Annotated in this window: 20 protein-coding genes and 1 pseudogene; 10 read left to right on the top strand and 11 right to left on the bottom strand. The window is 63.6% G+C overall.

Going from position 1 to position 23,702, the window contains the following annotated elements:
* The first annotated feature begins 228 nt into the window (after positions 1-228).
* From C7W88_RS15070 to C7W88_RS15055, 4 genes are read left to right on the top strand one after another with little or no spacing between them, the layout of a single operon-like run.
* Positions 229-1,362, top strand: coding sequence for a cobalamin-independent methionine synthase II family protein (locus tag C7W88_RS15070; RefSeq protein ID WP_118074165.1), 1,134 nt, complete (start codon positions 229-231; stop codon positions 1,360-1,362).
* A 5-nt stretch (positions 1,363-1,367) separates the two neighbouring features.
* Positions 1,368-1,766, top strand: coding sequence for a nuclear transport factor 2 family protein (locus tag C7W88_RS15065; RefSeq protein WP_240344703.1), 399 nt, complete (start codon positions 1,368-1,370; stop codon positions 1,764-1,766).
* Complete coding sequence (locus C7W88_RS15060; RefSeq protein WP_118074163.1) at positions 1,763-2,506, top strand: IclR family transcriptional regulator; 744 nt, start codon at positions 1,763-1,765, stop codon at positions 2,504-2,506. The genes C7W88_RS15065 and C7W88_RS15060 overlap by 4 nt, the downstream gene beginning before the upstream one ends.
* On the top strand, positions 2,506-3,504 hold the full coding sequence (locus C7W88_RS15055) for a nucleoside hydrolase (protein ID WP_118074162.1): 999 nt from the start codon (positions 2,506-2,508) through the stop codon (positions 3,502-3,504). The genes C7W88_RS15060 and C7W88_RS15055 overlap by 1 nt, the downstream gene beginning before the upstream one ends.
* 27 nt (positions 3,505-3,531) lie before the next feature.
* Here the strand turns inward: C7W88_RS15055 and C7W88_RS15050 are convergent, their stop codons facing one another.
* The 8 genes from C7W88_RS15050 to C7W88_RS15015 all read right to left on the bottom strand — a co-directional run bounded on the left by C7W88_RS15050 (position 3,532) and on the right by C7W88_RS15015 (position 12,846).
* Positions 3,532-4,371, bottom strand: a complete 840-nt coding sequence (locus tag C7W88_RS15050; RefSeq protein ID WP_118074161.1) for a beta-etherase — start codon at positions 4,369-4,371, stop codon at positions 3,532-3,534.
* A gap of 252 nt (positions 4,372-4,623) precedes the next feature.
* Positions 4,624-6,012 (bottom strand): aminomethyltransferase family protein, encoded by a 1,389-nt coding sequence (locus C7W88_RS15045; RefSeq protein ID WP_118074160.1) that lies wholly within the window; start codon positions 6,010-6,012, stop codon positions 4,624-4,626.
* A gap of 287 nt (positions 6,013-6,299) precedes the next feature.
* Positions 6,300-6,557: an ATP synthase F1 subunit epsilon gene (locus C7W88_RS15040; RefSeq protein ID WP_039335066.1), complete on the bottom strand. Its 258-nt coding sequence runs from the start codon at positions 6,555-6,557 to the stop codon at positions 6,300-6,302.
* 46 nt (positions 6,558-6,603) lie between these two features.
* Positions 6,604-8,046 (bottom strand): F0F1 ATP synthase subunit beta, encoded by a 1,443-nt coding sequence (atpD, locus tag C7W88_RS15035; RefSeq protein ID WP_118074159.1) that lies wholly within the window; start codon positions 8,044-8,046, stop codon positions 6,604-6,606.
* Positions 8,047-8,074: 28 nt separating this feature from the next.
* A complete protein-coding gene (locus C7W88_RS15030; protein ID WP_039335060.1) occupies positions 8,075-8,947 on the bottom strand; it encodes a F0F1 ATP synthase subunit gamma in 873 nt (290 codons plus the stop codon).
* Between the two features lie 59 nt (positions 8,948-9,006).
* Positions 9,007-10,536 carry a F0F1 ATP synthase subunit alpha gene (gene atpA, locus C7W88_RS15025; protein WP_118074158.1) on the bottom strand — a complete coding sequence of 510 codons (1,530 nt, stop codon included), beginning with the start codon at positions 10,534-10,536 and terminating at the stop codon, positions 9,007-9,009.
* Between the two features lie 31 nt (positions 10,537-10,567).
* Positions 10,568-11,122: a F0F1 ATP synthase subunit delta gene (locus tag C7W88_RS15020; RefSeq protein WP_118074804.1), complete on the bottom strand. Its 555-nt coding sequence runs from the start codon at positions 11,120-11,122 to the stop codon at positions 10,568-10,570.
* Positions 11,123-11,289: 167 nt separating this feature from the next.
* Complete coding sequence (locus C7W88_RS15015) at positions 11,290-12,846, bottom strand: S1C family serine protease (RefSeq protein ID WP_240344702.1); 1,557 nt, start codon at positions 12,844-12,846, stop codon at positions 11,290-11,292.
* Between the two features lie 152 nt (positions 12,847-12,998).
* Here C7W88_RS15015 and ada point away from each other — a divergent pair, with 152 nt between their 5' ends.
* The 3 genes from ada to C7W88_RS23810 are packed head-to-tail and all read left to right on the top strand — an operon-like array spanning position 12,999 to position 14,917.
* Positions 12,999-14,045, top strand: a complete 1,047-nt coding sequence (gene ada / locus C7W88_RS15010) for a bifunctional DNA-binding transcriptional regulator/O6-methylguanine-DNA methyltransferase Ada (protein ID WP_118074156.1) — start codon at positions 12,999-13,001, stop codon at positions 14,043-14,045.
* Between the two features lie 3 nt (positions 14,046-14,048).
* Positions 14,049-14,759: a CPBP family intramembrane glutamic endopeptidase gene (locus C7W88_RS15005; RefSeq protein WP_240344701.1), complete on the top strand. Its 711-nt coding sequence runs from the start codon at positions 14,049-14,051 to the stop codon at positions 14,757-14,759.
* On the top strand, positions 14,708-14,917 hold the full coding sequence (locus C7W88_RS23810) for a hypothetical protein (protein ID WP_240344700.1): 210 nt from the start codon (positions 14,708-14,710) through the stop codon (positions 14,915-14,917). Before C7W88_RS15005 ends, C7W88_RS23810 begins: the two co-directional genes overlap by 52 nt.
* A 30-nt stretch (positions 14,918-14,947) precedes the next feature.
* On the opposite strand, the gene C7W88_RS15000 is transcribed toward C7W88_RS23810, so the two are convergent.
* From C7W88_RS15000 to C7W88_RS14990, 3 genes and pseudogenes are all read right to left on the bottom strand, one after another.
* Positions 14,948-16,495, bottom strand: coding sequence for a hypothetical protein (locus C7W88_RS15000; RefSeq protein ID WP_118074155.1), 1,548 nt, complete (start codon positions 16,493-16,495; stop codon positions 14,948-14,950).
* 91 nt (positions 16,496-16,586) lie between these two features.
* Positions 16,587-18,135: pseudogene (locus C7W88_RS14995) on the bottom strand (cryptochrome/photolyase family protein).
* A 48-nt stretch (positions 18,136-18,183) separates the two neighbouring features.
* Entirely contained in the window at positions 18,184-20,349 is a 2,166-nt protein-coding gene (locus C7W88_RS14990; protein WP_118074154.1) for a primosomal protein N', read from the bottom strand.
* Between the two features lie 70 nt (positions 20,350-20,419).
* Between C7W88_RS14990 and C7W88_RS14985 the strand changes: the two genes are divergently transcribed.
* The 3 genes from C7W88_RS14985 to cobT all read left to right on the top strand — a co-directional run bounded on the left by C7W88_RS14985 (position 20,420) and on the right by cobT (position 23,693).
* On the top strand, positions 20,420-21,103 hold the full coding sequence (locus C7W88_RS14985) for a DUF4197 domain-containing protein (protein ID WP_118074803.1): 684 nt from the start codon (positions 20,420-20,422) through the stop codon (positions 21,101-21,103).
* 94 nt (positions 21,104-21,197) lie between these two features.
* Entirely contained in the window at positions 21,198-21,851 is a 654-nt protein-coding gene (gene fsa, locus C7W88_RS14980; RefSeq protein ID WP_118074153.1) for a fructose-6-phosphate aldolase, read from the top strand.
* Positions 21,852-21,878: 27 nt separating this feature from the next.
* A complete protein-coding gene (gene cobT / locus C7W88_RS14975) occupies positions 21,879-23,693 on the top strand; it encodes a cobaltochelatase subunit CobT (protein ID WP_118074152.1) in 1,815 nt (604 codons plus the stop codon).
* Positions 23,694-23,702 lie beyond the last annotated feature (9 nt).

The following is a 23,702-nucleotide window of genomic DNA, read 5'->3' as shown; positions in this document are numbered from 1 at the left end:
CTACTGCGTCGCTGCCACCGCCGTGGCCACGTCTTGCGGCTCGACGGACGCAAGCGGGCCGTCGAAATGGCGAAATCGGTGGGGCTGAATGTTTTCTCTTGGAACTGTGTAAACCCGTAAACCCCAAGGCAGCGGCGCTCTGGCGAAAACCCCGCAAATCCGCTTGTTTCGACCGCGAACTGCGCTATGAATTTTTCATGGATATGAACTGCGGAAGAGGCAACTGAAATGGCCAAGATCAAGACAACCCACGTCGGCAGCCTCCCGCGCGGCGATGAATTGACGCCCCTGCTGCTCGCCCGAGACAAGGGCGAAGCATACGACGCCGCCGAATTCGATGCAAAAGTCTCGGCCGCAGTCGACGCCGCAGTCAAGATGCAGGTCGATGCCGGCGTGTCCGTGGTCTCCGATGGCGAGCTCGGCAAGGTCGGATATTCGACTTACATGATCGAACGCCTGTCCGGCTTCGGCGGCCACATTGATCGCAAGCCTGCGGCGGACCTCGCCGAAGTGCCGAACCTGGCCAAGAAGCTCTCGGCGATCATGGGCAGCCAGGAGTTCGTCCGCGCCTCGTGCATCGGCCCGGTTCGCAAGGTCACGCTGCAGCCGCTGCATGACGACATCCGCCGCTTCAAGGCCGCGCTCGCCAAACACGCCGCGCCCGATACCGAAGCATTCATGAATGCAGCATCGCCGGGCCTGATCACCGCCTTCCAGGTCAACCGCCACTACCCCAGCCACGAAGCCTACCTCGCCGACCTCGCCGATGCGATGCGCGAGGAGTACGAGACCATCGTGAACGAGGGTTTCTACCTCCAGCTTGATTGCCCCGACCTCGCGATGAGCCGCCACACCGGCTATCAGGACATGTCGGAAGAGGACTTCCTCAAGGTCGCCGCCGCCAACGTGGAGGCGCTGAACGCGGCAACGGCCAACATTCCGCCCGAGAAGATGCGCATGCACATCTGCTGGGGCAACTACGAAGGCCCCCACGACCACGACATCCCGCTCGAACGCGTGGTCGACATCGTGATGAAGGCGCGCCCCGCCACGATCCTGTTCGAAGGCGCCAATCCCCGCCACGAACACGAATGGACAGTGTGGCGGGACGCCAAGCTGCCCGATCACAAGATCCTTGCGCCGGGGTTGATCGACACCTGCTCGAACTACATCGAACATCCCGAACTGATTGCCCAGCGCATCGAGCGCTTTGCCGGCTTCGTCGGCGCCGACCGCGTGGTTGCCAGCACCGACTGCGGCTTTGGTACTTTTGCAGGGTACGGCAAGCTCGATCCGATCGTGACGTGGCGCAAGCTCAAGTCGCTGCGCGAAGGCGCGGACATCGCCGCGAGCCGCCTGTGAGTCAGGTGAGCTTGACTCCTGACGACCGCCGCGCCGCGGAGCATGATTGCGCCCGCCTCGTTGCGCTCTACGCCAACCTCAACGACGAGGCGCGGTGGGAAGAGGTGGCAGCGCTTTATGCCGAGGATGGCGTCATGTACCGTCCGACTGCGCCCGATCAGGGCGTGGAAGGGCGCGAGGCCATCCTTGCGGCGTTCAAGGCAAGGCCGCCGCGCACCACACGGCATGTCTGCTCGAACGTGGTGATTGACGTTGAAAGCCCGGCCACAGCACGAGGCACCAGCGCGATGCTGCTTTTCACGGGCGAGGGCGCGCCGCTGGTCGGCTCCTTCCACGATCGCTTCGTGCTGACTGCCGAAGGCTGGCGGTTTGCCGAGCGGCGCGGGAGCTTGACGTTCAAGTGAACGCCCCTGCCGCCTCGAACCCAGTGAAGTCGGCGATGCGCACGCTCGACGTGATCGAGTACGTCGTCGCAAACCGCCAGGGCGCTGTGGCGCAGGAGATCGCGGGCACGCTGGCCATTCCGGTCAGCAGCCTGTCCTATCTGCTCGCCACCTTGACCGAGCGTGGCTACCTGACGCGGGAAGGGCGGCGCTATTTGCCGGGGCCGGGGCTGCAGCGGTTGCGCGCGCCAGACGCTGCGCTCACGCTCGAGGATCGCGTGGCCCCGCTGGTGCGGGCCTTGCGCAGCGAACTCAACGAGACCTCCTCGTTCATGGTCCGCCGTGGCTGGGAAGTGGAGGCGCTGGTCACCGAGGCCAGCGACCAAGCGCTGCGCTATGCCGTCGATCCCGGCACGCGCCGTCCTCTCCATGCGCTGGCGGCTGGCAAGATCATGGCGGCGTGGCTGCCGCCGGCCGAGATGGAGCGCTATTTCGCCGAGACCGAGCGCGCCAAGCTGACGCCGCAGACGCGGACGACCGAGGCAGAACTGCGTGCAGACTTTGCCCAGATCATGGCCACTGGCTTCAGCCTCGCCCAAGAAGAGGCGACGGTCGGGATCTGCGGCATGGCGGTGCCGGTGTGGATCGACGAGCAGCTTGCGGGGGCTTTCAGTGTAGCCGTCCCGGCGGTGCGATTCGATGAACAATTAGCCGAGCGGGTGCGCCAATTGCTGCTGCGCTTGGCAGGAGCGGTAAAGTGATGAAGCGCAGGTCTTTTCTTGGGGCTATGCCCGCGGCTGCAGGTCTGATGGTGGTCCCCGGCCTTGTGCGAGCTGCGGCTGATCAGCGACGCTTCCGGGTGATTTGCGATAACGATTTTTCAGGAGATCCGGACGGCCTGTTTCAGCTGGCGCATCACTTGCGCTCGCCTTCGGTCGAGGTGCGGGCGATCATCGGGTCGCATCTCCACGCTGATGAGAAGTGGGCCAAGTCCGACCATCAGGCGACCGATGGAGCAAACCGGGCGCGCGAACTGCTGGAAGTCATGGGGCTGACCGGCCGGGTCCCGGTCTTCGTCGGCTCCGAGAAGGCCATGATCTCCGCGTCCGTCCCGGCGCGCTCGGCGGCAGCCGATGCGATCATTGCCGAGGCGATGCGGGACGATCCCTTGCCGCTGTTCTATTGCGCCGGCGCTGGTTTGACCGACCTCGCTTCAGCCTTGCTGTTCGAGCCGCGCATCGCCAAGCGGCTGACGCTGGTGTGGATTGGTGGGCCCGAGTATCCCGGCCTTGGCCTGCCCGTGCCCGGTGGATCGCCGGGCGAGTACAACATCACCATCGATGTCGCCGCGGCTCAGGTGGTCTTCAACCGCTCCGACGTTGCGATATGGCAAGTGCCGCGCAACACCTATCGGCGGATGCTGTTCTCGATGGCCGAACTCGAAGCGATGAAAGAGAGCGGCGGGACCGGTGCCTGGTTGGCGGGCCAGATATCGGGCCTGTCCGAGGCCGCGGCCAAGATGGGCCTGAAGGTGGGCGAGGCCTATGCCCTTGGTGACAGCCCGCTGGTGACGCTGACAGTTCTGCAATCCTCGTTCGAGCCTGATCCATCATCCAGCGACTATGTGATGATCCCTGCTCCGATCGTGCAGGCAGACGGCACCTGCAAGCCGAACCCCGAGGGCAGGCCGATCCGCGTCTATGTGACCATCGACACCCGACTGACCTTTGGCGACATGATGGCCAAGCTCAAAAGGTAAGGGCCGGATCGCTCCGGCCCCGATTGCTTATTTCTTCATGCCTTCGGTAATGCGCTGGGTTTCTGCGCGGGTCGAATCCGGGCCGGTGTTGCGCTTGTAGATGCCGCCTTGGCCTGCAGCGCGATTGAACAGGTCGGGATCGCCCTCGCGTTGCTCGAGGCCGAACAGCGGGAACAGGCCGGGGTGACGGCCGAGGCCACCGTAGAGATCGAGGCAGCGTTCGATCCACGGGCGCAGCGGATCGTCGCTCGCAAGTACCGGCGTCTTGCAGACCGAAGCGGTGAACAGGATGCCGCCCATGATGCGGAAGTCGGCATAGTTGGGCGAGGAGCCGCCGAGCCATTCGTGCTGGCCGAGAGCAGCGCGCAGCGGTTCGAGCGCGGCGCTGATCTTGGGCAGGCGCTCTTCACGGCCGGCCTGAACGTCTTCGAGCTTGCGGCCGAGCATCTTCTCGCGGCTGTGGGTGACGTATTCGTGGTCCGCAGGGACCGAGAGATCGCGGTAGTCGGCGCAGAAGCAGAACATCCACGGACCGACGGCAGCATTCCAGAACCAGTGGTCGAGCGCCTTCAGCGTGGCGGCGACGCTTTCGTGGGGGATCAGGGCGGGGCGGTCAGGATACTTGGCATCAAGGTATTCGACGATGCCCCAGCTATCCAGTACCCATTCGCCGTCGTCGACGATGGCGGGCAGGCGCTCGGTCTTGCCGCCGGTGCGCTCAAGAATGCCGGTGAAGCCGCCGGGTACGACGTCAAGATCAAAGCCCTTGTGCTTGAGCGCGTACTTGGTTGCCCAGACGAAGGGGCTGATCGTCGCGCCGGTGGAAAGGGCGAGGTCATAGAAGGTGATGGTGTTGTTGGCGGCCATGGGAATCCTCTCTCGTCGTTGCGAGCAGTTTGCCAGATATTGTTAGTAACACAAACGAAATTTGTGTTTTTGTCTGGGGCGGTCGGCATCCTACGACAAGCTCAGGATGATCGGGATTAAAGACTCTGATCGAGGATCAATTCCCCGCTCAGCCTGAGCCTGTCGAAGGCCTTGCCCGCAACCCAAACGCAAAGAGCGCCGGACCCGTCGGGATGGGCCGGCGCTCTCGCTTTCGGGCTGATGCCCGCAGACTTACTTCTTCGTGCGCCAGCCTTCGGCATAGTTGTCGCGCGCCACTTCCGAATAGGGAACGGCGGCAACGGTAGCCTTGATCTCGGTTTGGACGTGGGGTTCGACGGTCGGCTTGGTGGTGCCGCCATTGGGTTCACCCCACAGCAGGCTGACCTCGGTGCCCGGCTCGACGTAACCGGGTTCCATCATCGCGAGGGTGAGGAACTTGCCTTCGTTGGCGGTATAGCCGATCCAGGTGGAAAGGCCGACCAGCTTGCCATCGGCGAGGACCTGATCGAACGGGTGCATCGAGTACACAGCGCTCGGATACTCCATGAACTTGGCGCGATCGCCCTTGCTCAGTGCCGAGGACTGGACGCGCATGACGTCTTCGTTGTCGAGCGCGAGGGTCACCTTGGTGCGATGCTTGCCTTCTGCGGCCATCTTCTCGAGCGCGGCGCGGCCGATGAAGTCATGGTCGAACTTGACGAAGGGGCCGTAGCCGAGATCCCACGGCGTGGTGTAGTAGCCTTCGATGGTTTCGGGCACGTAGCTGCCGCCGACCGAGCACTTGGCCTCGTAAGAATTGGCCGAAAGCCATTCACGGTAAGGGCGCAGCGCCTCGCCAGTGTAGATCGCCGGGAAGGGCGAGGGGATCCAGCCCGATTCCAGCGTGTTCGACGAGTAGGCACGACCGCCGACGAGCGCCATCTGGAACTCCTTGCCAGCCTCGACCAGCGCAGCGTGGACGGCGCCATAGTCTTCCCACGGACCCATCAATTCAAAGCCCGGCTGCCCGGCCATGCCGTGACGCAGGGCGCGCACTTCCTTGCCGCCGATGGTCATGCGGGTCATGTGGAAGAACTTGAGGTCAGGAGCGGTCTTGCCGGTGGCCTTCTCGATGATCTTCATCGCGTTCGGGCCCTGGACCTGGAAGCGGTAGGAGTTGCGCTTGCCATCGGTGCGCATCGCCCAACGTTCGTCACGCTCGACGGTGACGTTCCAGTTGCCCGAGGCCGCGTGGTATTCGACCCATTCGATCGTCGGCGCGCGGCCGACGAGGTTGAAGTGGTTCTCGTCGAGGTAGAACAGGATCACGTCGCCGATGACGTAGCCATCCGGGGTGACGGGAACGAACTGCTTGGCGCGATCCGGCTGGAAGTTCTTGAACGAGTTGATGCCGAGGTGCTCGAGCATCTTGAAGGCGTCAGGTCCCTTAACCGCGAGATCGACCATGTGGTACGACTGGTTGTAGAGCACCGCCGAATGCGCCCATGCCCACTGTTCGTTGCGCCAGTTCGAATACTCCGCCGGGACGCCGGGGTAGACGTTGGGGCCGACCTGCTGATTGCGGACGAAGTTTACAAGGTCACCGGCGTTCTGGATGACCTGTTCGAGGGTCTGGGACATTTCTCAAGCTCTCCCGATGCGATTTCACGGATATGGACTCGTCATGCCTCATGTTCGCGTGCTTGAAAAGTTCGGAATGCTGAAATGGGTGAAAAATTGTATGTGCTGCATACGGAGTGTCGCGCTTTGCATCCTTCGACAAGCTCAGGCTGAGCGGGTGTTGGAAAAGGTGGTTCACTAACCAATCCCGCTCAGCCTGAGCTTGTCGAAGGCCCGTCTTCGCAGTCACGCAAACGAAAAGGGCCGGTCCTTGCGGACCAGCCCCTTTGCGTGTCGGTTTCGGCGGATCAGCCTTCGACGTGCTCGGCGAGAACCGTCAGGCCCTTGGCGCCGACTTCGGCGAAGCCGCCCTGGACCGTGATCTCTTCAGGCGCCGAACCTGCCGACTTGTAGACCTTGATCGTTCCGTCCTTGACCGTCGACATGAACGGCGCGTGGCCTTCCAGCACGCCGAATTCACCGTCGGTGCCGGGAACGACCACCATGTGGACCTCTTCCGAACGGACGAGGCGGGCCGGGGTGACGAGTTCGAAGTGGAGAGACATCTCTAGCCTTTCGGTCTCCCCGGGGCGAACCCGGGAGCTAGGTCAATCAGGCTTCAGCAGCCAGCTTCTTGGCCTTTTCGACCGCTTCGTCGATGCCGCCGACCATGTAGAACGCGGCTTCGGGAAGGTGGTCGTACTCGCCGTCGACGACTGCCTTGAACGAACGCACGGTGTCTTCGACCTGGACGAACTTGCCCGAGATGCCGGTGAACACTTCGGCGACGTGGAAGGGCTGCGACAGGAAGCGCTGGATCTTGCGGGCGCGGGCGACGGTGAGCTTATCTTCTTCCGAAAGCTCGTCCATGCCGAGGATCGCGATGATGTCCTGCAGCGACTTGTACTTCTGCAGCGTTTCCTGAACGCGGCGGGCGGTCTGGTAGTGCTCTTCACCGACGACAGCGGGCGTCAGCACGCGCGAGGTCGAGTCGAGCGGGTCAACCGCCGGGTAGATGCCGAGTTCCGAGATGGCGCGGTTCAGCGTGGTCGTTGCGTCAAGGTGAGCGAACGAGGTGGCCGGGGCCGGGTCGGTAAGGTCGTCGGCGGGGACGTAAATCGCCTGCACCGAGGTGATCGAACCCTTGGTGGTGGAGGTGATGCGTTCCTGCAGCGCGCCCATGTCGGTGGCGAGCGTCGGCTGGTAGCCCACGGCGGAAGGAATACGGCCGAGCAGCGCCGACACTTCCGAACCCGCCTGGGTGAAGCGGAAGATGTTGTCGACGAAGAACAGAACGTCCTGGCCTTCTTGGTCGCGGAAGTATTCGGCCATGGTCAGACCCGACAGAGCGACGCGAGCGCGGGCGCCCGGGGGCTCGTTCATCTGGCCGAACACGAGGGCGACCTTCGAGCCGTCCGGGGTCGGGTTGCCATCGGCGTCCTTGGCGATAACGCCGGCGTCGAGGAATTCGTGGTAGAGATCGTTGCCTTCGCGGGTGCGTTCACCGACGCCTGCGAAGACCGACACGCCGCCATGACCCTTGGCGATGTTGTTGATCAGTTCCTGGATAAGCACGGTCTTGCCCACGCCGGCGCCGCCGAACAGGCCGATCTTGCCGCCCTTGGCGTAAGGAGCGAGAAGGTCGATGACCTTGATGCCGGTCACGAGGATCGCGGCTTCGGTCGACTGCTCGATGAATTCCGGAGCCTTGGCGTGGATCGGAGCGGTCTGCTCGGCACCGACCGGGCCACGCTCATCGATCGGATCGCCGACGACGTTCATGATGCGACCCAGGGTCTTGGGGCCGACCGGCACCGAGATCTGCGCGCCGGTGTTCGACACGGGCTGGCCGCGGGTCAGGCCGTCGGTCGAGTCCATCGCGATGGTGCGGACGGTGTTTTCGCCAAGGTGCTGCGCGACTTCGAGAACGAGGCGGTTGCCGTTGTTGTCGGTTTCGAGCGCCGAGAGAATGGCGGGGAGTTCGCCGTCGAACGCGACGTCGACGACGGCGCCGATGACCTGGCTGATCTTGCCGGTAGCTGCTGCGGTGGCCATTGTTGTTTCCTTGCCTTCTATGTCGTCGTCAGAGCGCTTCGGCGCCAGCGATGATTTCGATGAGTTCGGTGGTGATCGCGGCCTGGCGGCTGCGGTTGTACTGGATGGTGAGCTTGTTGATCAGCTCGCCCGCATTGCGCGTCGCGTTGTCCATCGCGGTCATCGACGCACCCTGTTCCGAGGCTTCACGCTCGAGCAGGGCACCGAACAGCTGCGTGGTGACGTAGCGCGGCAGCAGCTCCTCGAGGATTTCCTCTTCGCCCGGCTCGTATTCCACCACGGCATCGATAGCGACGGTGTTGGTCGGGGCGGGGACGGGGATGATCTGCGTGGTGACCGGCAGCTGGGTCAGCGCGTTCTTGAACTCCGGCGCGACAAGGTGCGCGACGTCGAACTTGCCGGCTTCGAACATCTCGAGGAGTTCGCGGGCGATGGCGCTGGCTTCGTCGAAACCGGGCGTGCGCACGTTGCCGGTGTCGTATCCGGCGGCGATGCCGTTCGGATAGTCACGGCGGATCGGCGCGCGACCCTTCTTGCCGACGAGGTAGAAGCTCACCGTCTTGCCTGCCGCTTCGAGCGCACGCGCCTGAAGCTTGGCTTCCTTGACGATGTTCGAGTTCAGACCGCCGCACAGGCCCTTGTCGGTGTTGACCACGACAAGGAGGTGGCGCTGGTCGGAGCCGGTGCCGCGCATCAGCAGCGGTCCGTTATCCTGGCCTGCGACCTTGGCGGCGAGGCTGCCCATGACTTCCGCGAGGCGGCTGGCATAGGGGCGCGCGGCTTCGGCAGCCGCCTGCGCCTTGCGCAGCTTGGCCGCCGCGACCATCTGCTTGGCCTTGGTGATCTTCTGGGTCGACTTGACCGAGTTGATCCGGCCCTTGAGTTCCTTCAGCGAGGCCATGACGGCTCCCTTATCCGTCACCCCGCCGCGCAGGACGGGGTGGCGTTGACTTCAAAGACTTAGGCGAACTGCTTTGCGAAAGCGTCGAGCGCCGCGACCAGCTTGCCCTTGGCTTCGTCGCCAAGGTCCTTGGTGTCGCGGATCAGGCCGAGCAGGTCGGCATGCTGCGAACGCAGGAAGCTGAGCAGTTCGGCTTCGTATTCGGTGACACGGTTCACCGGAACGCTGTCGAGGTAGCCCTGGGTGCCGGCGAAGATCACGCAGGTCTGCTCTTCGAAGCCGAGCGGCGAGAACTGCGGCTGCTTGAGCAGCTCGGTCAGGCGCGCACCGCGGTTGAGGAGCTTCTGGGTCGAGGCGTCGAGGTCCGAACCGAACTGGGCGAATGCCGCCATTTCGCGGTACTGGGCGAGCTCGAGCTTGATCGAGCCGGCAACCTTCTTCATCGCCTTGGTCTGGGCCGAGGAGCCGACGCGGGACACCGACAGACCGACGTTGATGGCCGGACGGATGCCCTGGTAGAACAGGCCGGTTTCAAGGAAGATCTGACCGTCGGTGATCGAGATCACGTTGGTCGGAATGTAGGCCGACACGTCGCCCGCCTGGGTTTCGATGATCGGCAGGGCGGTGAGCGAGCCAGCGCCGTTTTCGTCGTTCATCTTTGCAGCGCGCTCAAGCAGGCGGCTGTGGAGATAGAACACGTCGCCGGGGTAGGCTTCGCGGCCCGGCGGGCGGCGGAGCAGCAGCGACATCTGGCGATAGGCAACGGCCTGCTTGGAAAGGTCGTCATAGACGATCACGGCGTGCATGCCGTTGTCGCGGAAGAATTCGCCCATCGTCGCACCGGTGTAGGGAGCGAGGTACTGGAGCGGAGCCGGTTCCGAAGCGGTGGCGGCGATGACGATGGAGTATTCCATCGCGCCGTTCTCTTCGAGCTGGCGGACGATCTGCGCGACGGTCGAACGCTTCTGGCCGACGGCGACGTAGATGCAGTAGAGCTTCTTGCCTTCGTCGGTGCCGGCGTTGACGGCCTTCTGGTTGATGAAGGTGTCGATCGCGACGGCGGTCTTGCCGGTCTGACGGTCACCGATGATCAATTCGCGCTGGCCGCGGCCGACGGGAACGAGGGCGTCGATCGCCTTGAGGCCGGTCTGCACGGGTTCATGCACTGACTTGCGCGGGATGATGCCCGGAGCCTTGACTTCGACGCGGGTGCGGGTGGCGTCGACGATCGGACCCTTGCCGTCGATCGGGTTGCCAAGGGCATCGACCACGCGGCCGAGCAGACCCTTGCCAACGGGAACGTCAACGATGGTGCCGGTGCGCTTGACGACATCGCCTTCCTTGATCTCGGAGTCCGAGCCGAAGATCACGACGCCGACGTTGTCGGCTTCGAGGTTCAGGGCCATGCCCTTCACGCCGTTGGCGAATTCGACCATCTCACCGGCCTGGACCTTGTCGAGACCGTGGATGCGGGCGATACCGTCACCCACCGAGAGAACCGACCCGACTTCCGAGACCTGTGCGTCGGTGCCGAAGCTGGCGATCTGGTCCTTGATGACCTTCGAGATTTCAGCGGCGCGGATTTCCATGTTCTGTCCTTCCTGGAACCTGTGCGGGCCGTTAGGCCTTCATCGCCTGGGCGAGAGAATTGAGACGGGTGCGGATCGAGCTGTCGATCATCTGGCTGCCGATCTTGACGACGAGGCCACCGAGAATGTCGGGATCGACACTGGTCTTGAGCTTGATCGACTTGCCGGTGCGGGCCTTCAGCTTTTCAGTGAGGGCGGCGACCTGTACATCGTCGAGCGGGTGAGCGCTGGCGACTTCGGCGCTGACTTCGCCGCGATGGGCGGCAGCGATATGGCCGAAGGCGCGGATCACGTCGGGCAGGGCCGAGAGGCGGCGGTTCGAAGCGAGCACGCCGAGGAACTTCCTGGTCAGGTCACCAAGGCCGAGCAGGCCGGCAACCGAATCCATCGCGCGACCTGCTGCATCGCGGCCGAGCTGCGGGTTGCCGATCAGGCCCTTGAGGTCAGCCGATTCGCGCAGTGCAGCATCGAGCTTCTCGAGATCGCCCTCGACGGCGTTCACAAAGCCCTGCTCATTGGCCAGATCAAACAGTGCCGAGGCGTAACGCCCTGACAGGCTGGCCGTAATGCCGCTGGAAATCTCCACGCGCCGAAGTTCCTTCATCCAGGATAAGCCGAGGCAGACCATTGCCCGGCGATGAACACCGGGTGGCCTGCAGACGGGGCGCGCCTAGCAACGTCAGGCCGATATGACAAGATGCGACTTGGCTTCTTGTGCATAGGTATGATCGTGTTTTTCCTGATGCGGGGCGATCAGGGAGCGGGTTGGCAGTTGTAGCGCATCCGTTCGTTGGGTTCAGGCGGCAGAAGCGCCTTGATTGACTGCTGGTTCTGGCCGAACTGGCGTGCAGCTTCTTCGCCCGCGCCGCATGCGGGCGCATTGAGCTTGGCGCGTGCGGCGCGAGCCTCGGTCATGGCATCCAGACCCACCAGAAACCGCTCCACCGTGTAGGTCCGGGATTGTGGATCATACGAATTCACCGAGACCGTCTCCTCGCCATTCGGGACAAGGATTCGGCTCCAGCCATCGTTGGCGAGGCCGTATTGGGTCTTTCCGTTCATGCAGCCGCTTTCAGTCCACTCGATCGGAACATCGGTGATATCCGAAACAGTGACGCGACTCCGTTCGGGATCGAGCACGCAGATCATGCGTCCGGAGCCGGCACGATCGAGTGCTGCTGCCGATGCGCTGGAGGACGTGTGTGGCTGTTCGAGCTTTTCCCGTGCGCGACTGTCTATCGATGCAAGTGACGGCCGCAGGAACCAGACAGCGACGGCAGACACCAGCAAGGCTGCGGCTCCAAAGATGTGTTTGCGCTGGAACTTGCCGCGGCGTCTGGAGGCCTGGACCATGCCCCAGCCACCGGCGCCAAGTGCACCGACGAGAAGCAGTGCGGCCAGTGCCATGCCGTTGTCGCGCTCGGACAGGACTGCCATTTCGGCCTCGCGGCGCGCAGTTTCGAACTGCTGCTGGCTGGCTTGCGCGCGTGCGTCGCGTTCGGCGGCCATGCGCGCCTGCTCTCCCGCCGCGCGTTGCGCTTCGGCGCGATCGAGGTCCGCGATCGAGCGACAGGGCAGGCCGCTGCTGTGCACATCAACCTTGGCGCGGAGCAGGAAGGCCGAGAGCTCGCGCATCGAAATGGCGAAATAGAACGACGAATCGGTGCTGTTGTCGCTGACCGTGCCGAAGGAGTTGACGCCGATCACGCGGCCGCAGGAATCGAGCAGTGGTCCGCCCGAGTTGCCCGATCCCAGCGGGGCGGTGTGCAAAAGGGTATCGAATGACCTCGAAGAGCGCCCACCTGACAGATAGCCGCGCGTCTTGACCGCTTCCTGCGGCGTGACAAGATCGGCCATCGACAGCCCCTGCGCCAGATCGACGTTGCCGGGATAGCCCACGGCATAGACCTCGGAACCGTCCGTTGGTGCGCCGGGAAAGAGCGTGATCGGCGTAAGGGTGCCGCCACCTTCGATGCGCAACAACGCAAGATCATTGCCGGGCGAATAGGCAACCAGCTTGGCCGGATAGCCGTTGCGGCCTTCCGCCGGGACGACGCCAGCGATGAGCGTGTCGTCCCCGCGCAGCTCTTCGACGACGTGGGCATTGGTGACGATCAGGTTCGGGGTTACGGCAAATCCTGTGCCATGGGTGATCAGCCGGGCCCGATCCCCATCGCTTTCTATAATCACCACGCGAACCACGGAGCGGCTTGCCGCGCTGATGTCGGCCGGGTCGGCCAGAGCTACCGGTGCGGATCCAAGCGCCAGTAGGGCAACCAGAAAGGCGATTAACTGTTTGGCGACACGCATGGAGGCGCTTTTTGCGCTGATTTGCTTTGACCGCAAGGTGCGGGACGCTTTGGTGGCGCAGTGTGGCCAGATTCTCTCCACAACGAGGAGACGAAGCGATGCGCGATGTGACACAGGCTTGCCGAGATCGTTCTGCGCATTATCGACAGGACATGGGCGCAACTGCGGACATTCCCGACGATGAAGCCTGGCGTGCTGTGCTGGCGCGCGATCGCGCTTTTGACGGGCGTTTCGTCACCGGCGTGCTGAGCACCGGCATCTATTGCCGTCCATCCTGTCCGGCCCGGCATCCACGTCGTGCCAATGTCCAGTTCTTTTCCGACGGGGTTGCGGCAAGAGAGGCCGGTTTGCGCCCATGTCTGCGCTGTTCGCCCGATGACGTTTCGCGCGATGAACGCGCGGTGTTGATGGCGATCAAGGCGATCAAGGCGGCGGGGCAGCCTTTGGCGCTTGCCGACCTTGCCGAGCGCTGCGGCTATTCGCCAACGCACTTTCAGCGGGTTTTTGCAAAGGCGACCGGGCTTTCGCCCGCGGCCTATGCGCGCGCGCTGCAGAAGGAGCGCATGGCTGAAGCGCTTTCGGGCGCGGGCAAGATCAGCGATGCGATCTATGACGCCGGGTTTTCCGGACCTTCGCGATTTTACGCTGCGGCAGAGGAGCGCTTGGGCATGACGGCTTCGGCTTGGGCAAACGGCGGGCGCGGCGTGACGATCCGCTGGGCAGTGGTGCCGACCTCGCTGGGCGCGATGCTGGTCGCGGCGACAGAACGCGGCATTTGCCGACTGTCTTTCAACGAGGACGCGGCGACTTTGCGTGCGCGCTTTCCCAATGCCGCGCTGGAGCAGGGCGGCGAAGATTTCGCAGGCCTGCTTGAGGAAGTGATTGCGGCGGTGGAGACGCCGGGAGACCATTCGCATATCCCGCTCGACGTGAAGGGCACTGCTTTCCAGGAAGCGGTGTGGCAGGCACTCCGGGCCATTCCAACGGGAGAGACGCGCTCCTATGCCGAAATCGCCGCAGCGGTCGGCAAGCCCGGCGCGGTGCGCGCGGCGGGATCGGCCAACGGGGCCAACAACGTGGCGGTGCTGATCCCGTGCCATCGCGTGATCCGCTCGGACGGCTCGCTTGGCGGCTATGCCTATGGGCTTGAGATCAAGCAGCGATTGCTCGACAAGGAGCGCGAAACCAACCGGGGGTAAGGCATGGACGATCTTCAGACGGCAAGACCGGGCATCTTGCGCAGGATCATCGCCTTCCCGTTGACACTGATGGTTCTCGAGTTCCTTGCCGTCGCCATGGCTGCGTCTGCTGCGACGGTTGGTCTGAAAGGTTTGTTTTCGCACGGAACGCCCGGCTACTTCCTTGGCGGCCTTGGCGTGGCTGTTCTGGCAATACTGGTCTTTCTCGCTTGCACTCGCTGGATCGAGCGGCGGTCGGCCCACGATCTTCCGCTTGCGACCATGACCAAGGACCTGCCGCTTGGAATTCTGATCGGCGGCGCACTTTTCACCCTGATGACGGGGATTGTCGCGCTGCTGGGCGGACTGTCCGTCGAAGGCGTGAATGGCATTGGCGCGCTGTGGGCGATGCTGGTGATGGCGGTCACCTCGGGGACGATCGAGGAGATTCTGTTCCGGGGCATACTGCTGCGGCACGTCGAGGCAATGCTTGGCACCTGGACAGCGCTGGTTGTGACCTCGGCGCTGTTCGGTGCTGCGCACCTGGCCAACGACGGGGCGAGCCTGTTTGCCGCTTTCGCCATTGCAATGGAAGCCGGCATCCTGCTGGGCGCGGCATACCTCTGGAAACGACGGTTGTGGATTCCGATCGGCATTCATGCCGCGTGGAATTTCACCCAAGGGTGGGTATTCAGCGTGCCGGTATCAGGGGCAATGCGCCCGAGGGCCTGCTGATAACGACCCGCAACGGACCTGACTGGCTGACCGGCGGCGCGTTCGGCCTGGAGGCAAGCGTGATCGCCATGCTGGTGGCGACCGGCGCGGGCTTGCTCCTGCTCCTGCGCGTCATTCGTGAGGGCGGTATAAGGCCGCCCATGTGGGCGCGGCGCTGACGGACCTTTCAGTTCGCCGGCGCCAGGGCTTCAGTCCTCTGCGCAGGCCTCGTCATCGGCCGAGCAAGGTTTCTCCACCTGTCCGGTCGACTTCCAACGCTCTATCCGAGTGAGAAGCGACTTGCCGTACGGCCCGCCGTGAGGATCGTTGGCGAGAATGCGGGCGTGGGCGATAGCGTCATCGAATCGCCCCTGGTTCGCCTGGTCCCAGGCAAAGGCTGCGCGAATGCTGCTGGCCTCTGGCGCCAGTTCGAGCGCTCGCCGCAAGGCGTAGCGCGCCTGGCCCGGTATTTGCGCCGTCTCGGCGCTGTAGCTCTGGAACAGCGTCCAGAACGCGAAGGAATCGTAAGGTGACGCGTCGCTGGCCTTGCGGATCCAGCTTCTGGCCGCTGTCCACCGCTCGGGCGCCCTGATGGACACGTTCTCGAGCCTGTGCATCTCGATTTCGCCCTTCAGAAGGTTAGCCCGCGTCATCTCGGGCTGGAGTTTCAACGCCAGTTCGTTGAACTTCTCGGCCTCGTTCCACAACGCAATCTCTTTAGCCGTATCATCGGTATTGTTTGCGAGCGCCTGTGCCGCTCTGGCTACCTCGTAAGCAGCATTGGCAGACTGGGGATTCGCCATGGCAATCTGGCGCAGTTCGCCAAGCGCCTCTTCCTCGCGCTTGTCGATGAAGCGCATGATATGCGGCGGCACAATGGCCGATTCGACCGGCGACAGGCGTTCGAGGGCTGGAGCTGCCGGTTGCGGCAAGGGCGTGGCGGAGCGTGAGAACTTGATGCTGCCGCGCATGTACTTGTCGAGTTCACGATCCAGCTTCTTGAGGTCGCCGAATGCCGCGGTGCCGGCTTGGTCGGGCGGCATTCCCCCTGCCACGAGCGAGAGGTAATTGCCGAGCTGGCCCTTGCGCTCCTGGCTCGTGCTGAGAAAGTGCACCAGCAGCCAGGACTTGCCGTAGAACAGATCCGAATTGCGCCCCTGCTTGCCGGCCAGCACATCGGTCAGAGGCATGTCGTCCCGCGCAAGGCTCCACGCTCTATGGCGGGCCGGGCGGCCAAGGTCGAAGCGGCCCTGACTGTCGAATTCGACGGTGGAAAGATACTCCGCAAAGCCTTCGACGTACCACGAGGGATAGGCGAAGCGGAAGTTTCGGAACATCAGGAAGTGGGCGTATTCATGAAACAAGGTAGTCTGGGCACCGAGTTCGAGTTCCGACATGGCGACTTCGCGATGCGAAACGATGAAGCGGCCTTCGATGTCATGCGAGAAGAACCCCGCTACCTCCGGGACCTTGTACATTGCGCCGACCGCAGCCTTGTTCGGCAGCAAGTAGATCGGCAGCGGCATGGCATTGGGATCATCCGGAATGCCGAACATCTGCCGTACCAGAAAATCGAATCGTTCGAGGTCATTTGACAACTTCGTGGCAAGTTCGACGCTGCCTGCACTATGCAGCGCGAAATGGCGGGAGTTGAGTCTGTACCAGCTTTCTGCGGCGGCTGGTGTAGTTGCTGCTGCAAAGATGCTTGCGCCTACGGCGATGGTCCGCAGGAACTTCTTGAACGCAGAAATATTCACGCCGGATCAACCACCCATTGTCAAACCACTTCGGAAGAAGCAGTCCTTCATTCTGGCATTATCGGCAAGCACAATCTTCACCGGATCGATTTCAGCCCCAAGTTGATGGCTGGTCGGAAAGACTGTCCAGGAAAGCCTCGGCACTGGCGATGTATTCATGACGCCGATCTTCGCTCATCCTTCGCCATGTCGCATAGGGTTGGGCGAGCCGATGGTAACCCGCCAGCCGCGTTTCATTCCGTGCAAGGAAGTGCCAGTAGAGTGCATTGAACGGGCAGGCAGCGGGGCCGGTCTTCTGCTTCACGTTGAAAGTGCATTTGCCGCAGTAGTCGCTCATGCGATCGATGTAGGCGCCGCTGGCTGCATAGGGTTTCGACGCCAGACGGCCTTTGTCGGCATGAAGGATCATGCCCGCCACATTGGGCAGTTCGACCCATTCATAGGCATCGGCAAAGACGATCAGATACCATTCGGCCACTTCGCGGGGGCAAGGCCGGCAAGCAGCGCGAAATTGCCGAGCACCATCAACCGCTGGATGTGATGGGCATAGGCATTGTCCCGAGTGGTGCGAACGCATTCGGCGATACAGTGCATCGGCGTGTCGCCCGTCCAGTAGAATTCGGGGAGCGGACGGTGGGCATCAAGGCCGTTGGCATCAGCGAGCCCCGGCATTTCCAACCAGTACATTCCGCGGATATACTCCCGCCAGCCAATGATCTGGCGGATGAAGCCTTCGACGGCTTCCAGCGGTGCGCGGCCTTCGCGCCATTCCGTTTCGGCGCGCTGGCACAGGTCCTGCGGGTCGAGCAGGCCGATATTGATCGCAGGCGAGAGCACGGCGTGAAACAGGAAATCCTGTCCCGTCACCATCGCGTCCTGATACTTGCCGAACAATGGCAGTCGGTCCTTGAGGAAAGCGTCGCGCGCCTGCTCGGCCTCGGCACGGGTTACCGGCCAAGCGAATTTGTCCAGCGAGCCGAAGTGCCTTGCGAAGCGGGTTGAAACCATTTCGAACACTTCGCGCGTCGTGTCGTCAGCCTTGAATGCCGGCAGCCCCGGTGGGGCGAGGCCAGCTTCGGGGCCACCGCGATTCTCCGCATCGAAGTTCCAGCGGCCACCGACCGGCTTGTCCCCATCCATCAGCAGCCCGGTCTTGCGGCGCATCTCCCGGTAGAACCACTCCATGCGCAATTCGCGGCGACCTGCACCCCACTCGAAAAAGTCGGGTAGGGGCAGATGAAGCGGGTATCGGGCAGGATGCGAACGCGAACGGGGAGGTCTGTGCGCCACTGCTCCATTGCTTGCCGTACGCGCCATTCGCCTGGCTCGGTAAACTGCACGCCGCGTGCGTTGTGGCGTGTTATGGCGCGGGCAACTTCGCCGGTGAAGCTGCCGGTGTTTTCAGGGGCATCGAGGCGGACGTAATCGACCATCCAGCCAGCTTCGCGCAATTCCTCGGCGAAGTGTCGCATGGCCGAGAGGATCAGCGCGATCTTGGCCTTGTGGTGGCGAACGTAAGTGGTCTCCTCGGCCACTTCCATCATCAGGACCACAGTGTCCTCAGGCCTGCGGTCGGCAAGGCTGGAGATGTCGGGCGAAAGCTGGTCGCCAAGGATCGGAACGAGAACGGGGCCGGTCATCCTTGCGGAATGGCCGAGTGGCGGTTTCGTTCAACCTGACCCTAAGGGTCAGACAAAGCTGTAGGGATCGATATCAACGGCGACGCGCACGCCCGGCGGGAAGCGCAGCGGGTCGAGCCAGTCGCGGATTACCCGCTGCAGTTCGGTGGAACGGCGAGCGTTGATGAGCAGGCGATAGCGATAGCGGCCCCGCAGCAGCGATAGTGGGGCGGGTGCGGGGCCAAGGATCAGCACATCGTCAAGGCGCGGAGCGGAACCTCCGATGCCCCTCGCAGCGTCGCGCGCTTCGGCTTCGTCCTCGCTGGAGACGATTATTGCCGCCCAACGACCGAAAGGCGGCGCTCCGGCATCACGCCGGGCTTCGGCTTCGGCGGCATAGAATGCGTCACGGTCTCCGCTGGCCAGGGCCTCGATGACCGGGGCTTCGGGGTGCCGGGTCTGGATCAGCACCTCGCCAGGTTTTTCGCCACGGCCGGCGCGGCCTGCAACCTGCGCGACCTGCTGATAGGTGCGTTCGGCCGCGCGAAGATCGCCGCCCTCGAGACCCATGTCGGCGTCGATCACTCCGACCAGCGTAAGCTCGGGAAAGTGATAGCCCTTGGTGACGAGCTGGGTGCCGACAATCACGTCGATCGCCTTGTTGCTTGCCATCTCGACGAACTCGGCGGCCTTGGCAGGGCTGGTCAGCGTGTCGGAGGTGACCAGCGCGACGCGTGCTTCAGGCAGGATCGCGGCGACTTCATCAGCGATGCGTTCCACGCCCGGGCCGCACGCGACGAGGCAATCGGGCTCGCTGCATTCGGGGCAGGCATCGGGCGGCGGGATCTCATGTCCGCAGTGGTGGCAGGCGAGGCGGCGCGAGAGGCGGTGCTCGACCAGCCAGGCGGAGCAGTTCGGGCACTGGAATCGATAACCGCAAGTCCGGCACAAGGTAAGCGGAGCATAGCCGCGTCGGTTAAGGAACAGCAGTGACTGTTCGCCCTTGTCGAGCCGATTCTTCAGCGCCTCCACCAACGGTGGCGCAATCCAGTGTCCGCGCTCGGGCTGTTGTTCGCGCAGGTCGACGATCTGGATGTCAGGCATCGTTGCTCCGCCGAAGCGCGCAGGCAGGACCACGCGCTCATAGCGGCCAGCTTCGGCCATCTGCAGGCTTTCCAGTGCCGGGGTGGCGCTCGCCAGGATGACGGGCACCTTCTCGAAATGCGCGCGCATCACTGCAACGTCGCGGGCATTGTAGCGCACCCCGTCGTCCTGCTTGAACGAGATCTCGTGCGCTTCGTCGACGACGATCAGGCCAAGGCGGGCGAAGGGCAGGAACAGTGCGCTGCGTGCACCGACCACCACTTGCGCCGTTCCGGCTGCCACGGCCCGCCATGCGCGCCGCCGTTCCGACGACTTGAGCGAAGAGTGCCATGTAACCGGCGGCACCCCGAAGCGCGCTTCGAAGCGCTTGAGGAAAGTCTCGGTAAGCGCGATTTCCGGAAGGAGCACGAGGACCTGCCGCCCTTGCTCGATCGCGGCTGCGACCGCTTCGAAATAGGTTTCGGTCTTGCCCGAGCCCGTCACGCCGTCGAGCAGAAACGGATGGAAGTCATGTGCATTGACCGCCGCGACAAAGCGCGCAGCGACTTCCGCTTGTTCATCCGACAAGTCAGGCGCGGCGAAACCGGCGTCGGCGGGCGGATAAGGCCGGTCAGAATCGACAACCAACGGTTCGAGCAGCCCGGCATTGACCATACCGCGCAGGACGCCATCCGAGACGCCGGCGATTTCCGACAGTTCGCGGATCGTCGCCTGCTGATCCTGCAACAGGTCCAGAGCGATGAGGCGCTGGGGCGTCATGCGTCCCGGCTCGCGGCCGGTCAGGCGATATTCGGTTACCGTGCCGCCGCCCTGCAGCGCGGCCGTGCTGGACAGCGCCATGCGCGCCACTGCTGCAAGCGGTGCGACGTAATAGTCGGCGGTCCACTCGATCAGGCGTCGCAGGGGTGTAGGCAGGGGAGGGACAGGGAGGACCTGGAGGAGGGGGCGCAACTTCGCATCCGGAACTTCGGTTCCCGGCAGCCGTTCCGCTTCCCAGACCACGCCAATGATCTGCCGCGGTCCGAGCGGTGCAATGACGACGCTGCCCGGTTCCACGTCCATACCGGCGGGCACGCGATAATCGAGCGGGCCGAGCGCGGAATTGAAGACGAGGCATCGGACGCGGTTCATGTTCGCCGGTCTATATGGGGCTGCATCGCAACGGGCAAAGCCCGGGCGCAAAGGAATTGAGGAGAAAAACGTGTCGCAGGCTTCCACCATCCTGAACCGCCGGGTCCTGCTTGGCGGCATGACGTCAGCTGCCGTGCTCGCCGTCGCCGGCTGCGCGAGCTATCCGCAGTTCTCGTTGGAAGAGGCGGTGCGACGTTTGCTGTTCCTGTCGACCGATCGGGCCTTCGCGCGCTTGCTGGCACCGGGCGGGTTCTGGGACGATCAGGTGACGCGGCTTGCGCTGCCAGAGGCCATCGGCAACCGTGGCAGCGTTCTCGCGCGAATTCTGACCGGGCCGATCGTCAGGGACCGTCTGCAGCGCGCGTTCAACGACATGGCCTATGACGCGGCGGAACGCGCAGCGCCTGCGGTGACAGACGCCGTCCGGACGATCGGCATTCGCAATGCTCTGGCGCTGCTGCGCGGCAGCGACCCTATGGGGGCGACGGCGTTCCTGCACCAGGAGATGGGGACCAGCCTTGTCGAGATCATGGTGCCCGAATTCGGCGATGCGATCCGGGTGAGCCGTGACCCACTGTTGGGGCAGGTGCTGGGCGCGCTGACCGGTGTGGACGTCGGCGGCATCGCAAACTCGCTGGCTTACGAGGCGGACAATGCGATCTTCCGCGCGATCGGCCGGGAAGAGGCCGCCATCCGTTCGGACCCCCGTTCGACCAACGATCCGGTACTGATAGCCGCTTTTGGCCTGAAGTAGTCTGACAAATTCCCGCGCGCAGGCACTGACATTGGCCGAGGCTTTCCTTATAGGCACGGGGGAATCACTCCTCCCTGCTGGAAGGCCTCGTCCCATGAAATTCTTCGTCGACACTGCCGATACCGCCGAAATCGCCGACCTCGCCGCCACCGGCCTTCTCGATGGCGTGACTACCAACCCGACCCTGATTGCCAAGGCTGGCAAGGACTTCATCGAAGTGACCCGCGAAATCTGCGGTCTGGTCGATGGTCCGGTCTCGGCTGAAGTCGTGGCTCTGGACCACGAAGGCATGATGCGTGAAGCCGAGATCCTGCGGAAGATCGCCGATAACGTCTGCATCAAGGTGCCGCTGAGCATCGACGGCCTCAAGACCTGCAAGGCGCTGACCAACGACGGCACCAAGGTCAACGTGACGCTGTGCTTCTCGGCCAACCAGGCGCTGCTGGCAGCCAAGGCCGGCGCAACCTTCATCTCGCCGTTTGTCGGCCGTCATGACGACAACGGTTTCGATGGCATGGACCTGATCCGCGACATCCGCCTGATCTATGATAACTACGCATTCGAGACCGAAATCCTTGTCGCGTCGATCCGCCACGGCGTCCACGTTCTGGAAAGCGCACGCATCGGTGCCGACGTGATCACTGCGCCGCCCGCCGTGATCAAGGGCCTGTTCAAACATGTCCTTACGGACAAGGGCATCGAAGGCTTCCTTGCGGACTGGGCGAAGACCGGCCAGAAGATCGGCTGATCCATCTGACTCACAGGCATTTGCGCATTGGCTGACGAAACTCCCCTCGACCGTTTCCGCTCGGTGCTGACGGGCACCGCGCGGGCGATCTCGCTCGATCCCGAGGTCGAGGTGGCGTGGACGGCCGATGCGCCGGTCCAGTCCGGGCGGTCGATGCGCGTGCCGATGCCGGGGCGTTCCCTTCCGGCAGAGCAGGTGGCCGAAGCGCGCGGCCACGCGGATTCGATGGCGCTGCGGCTGCGGCATCACAACGCTGGCCTGCATGGCCGCAATGCACCGACCGAAGCGCTGGCGCGCGCGTGCTACGATGCGGTCGAGCAGGTCCGCTACGAGGCGCTGGGTGCGAACGCCTATGCCGGGATGCGCGGCAATCTCGGTGCAGCGCTGGCCATGCGCATGGCCTCGGACCCGATCAGTCGCGCCGCCAAGCCCGAGGACGTGCCGCTGCCCACGGCGCTGGCGCTGCTCCTGCGCGAGAAGCTGACCGGGCAGGAATCACCCGCGTCGACCGATACCGGCATGGCAATGGTGCGCAGCTGGATCGAGAGCAAGGTCGGCGAGGACATCGAAGGCCTTGCCCTTTCGCTCGACAACCAGCGGGCATTCCAGCAACTCGCGCTCGACATGCTGCAGCATCTCGACCTCACGCAGTCCGCGTCCGAACAGGATGAGGATACGCAGGAAGACGAGGGCGAGGATCAGGAGGACGAGGGCGAGGAAGAGCCTTCGAACTCCGACGATCAGGAGCAGCAGCCCTCCGAAGTTGCGGGCGATACCAGCGAAGGCGACGAGGATTCGGAGTCCGAGCAGGAAATCGAGCAGGATGACGATGCCGCCGACTCCGACATGGCCGACGAAGGCGAAGAGGGCATGCTGCCCACGCGCCCGAACCGTCCATGGACCGACCTGCCAGAAAACTTCGACTACAAGAGCTACACAACGCAGTTCGACGAGGTCGTTTCGGCCACGGACCTGTGCGACGAGGAAGAGCTGACGCGGCTGCGCGCCTATCTCGATACGCAGCTCAAGGGCCTGCAGGGCGTCGTCACGCGCCTAGCCAACCGGCTGCAGCGCCGCCTCATGGCGCAGCAGAACCGCTCGTGGGACTTCGACCAGGAAGAGGGCCTGCTCGATGCCGCGCGCCTTGCCCGCGTGGTGATCTCGCCCGGGCATTCGCTGTCCTACAAGATTGAGCGCGACGTTGAGTTCAAGGACACGATTGTCACGCTGCTGATCGACAACTCTGGCTCTATGCGCGGTCGCCCGATCTCGATCGCTGCGATCAGCGCCGACATTCTCGCGCGCACGCTTGAGCGCTGCGGCGTGAAGACTGAAGTGCTCGGCTTCACCACCCGCGCATGGAAGGGCGGGCAGAGCCGCGAGGCCTGGCTGGCCGGTGGCAAACCTTCCCAACCCGGCCGCCTCAACGATTTGCGCCATATCGTTTACAAGAAGGCCGACGAGCCTTGGCGCCGCGCGCGCAAGAACCTCGGCTTGATGATGCGCGAAGGCCTGCTCAAGGAAAACATCGACGGCGAAGCACTTCTGTGGGCACATACCCGGCTTCTGGCCCGGCCCGAGGATCGTCGCATCCTGATGGTCATTTCCGATGGTGCGCCGGTCGATGATTCGACCCTTTCGGTAAACAACGCCGGTTATCTGGAGCAGCACCTGCGCAAGGTCATCGACTGGATCGAGAAGCAGTCCCCGGTCCAGCTCGTCGCCATCGGCATCGGCCATGACGTGACCCGCTATTATCGCCGCGCGGTGACAATCATGGACGCGGAGCAGCTCGGTGGCACGATCATCGAGCAGTTGGCGGATCTATTCGAGGACGAGTAAGTCCGGCTT

It is taken from the genome of Novosphingobium sp. THN1 (assembly GCF_003454795.1).
Lineage (GTDB): Bacteria > Pseudomonadota > Alphaproteobacteria > Sphingomonadales > Sphingomonadaceae > Novosphingobium.
This window is presented reverse-complemented; position numbering and strand designations above follow the sequence as displayed.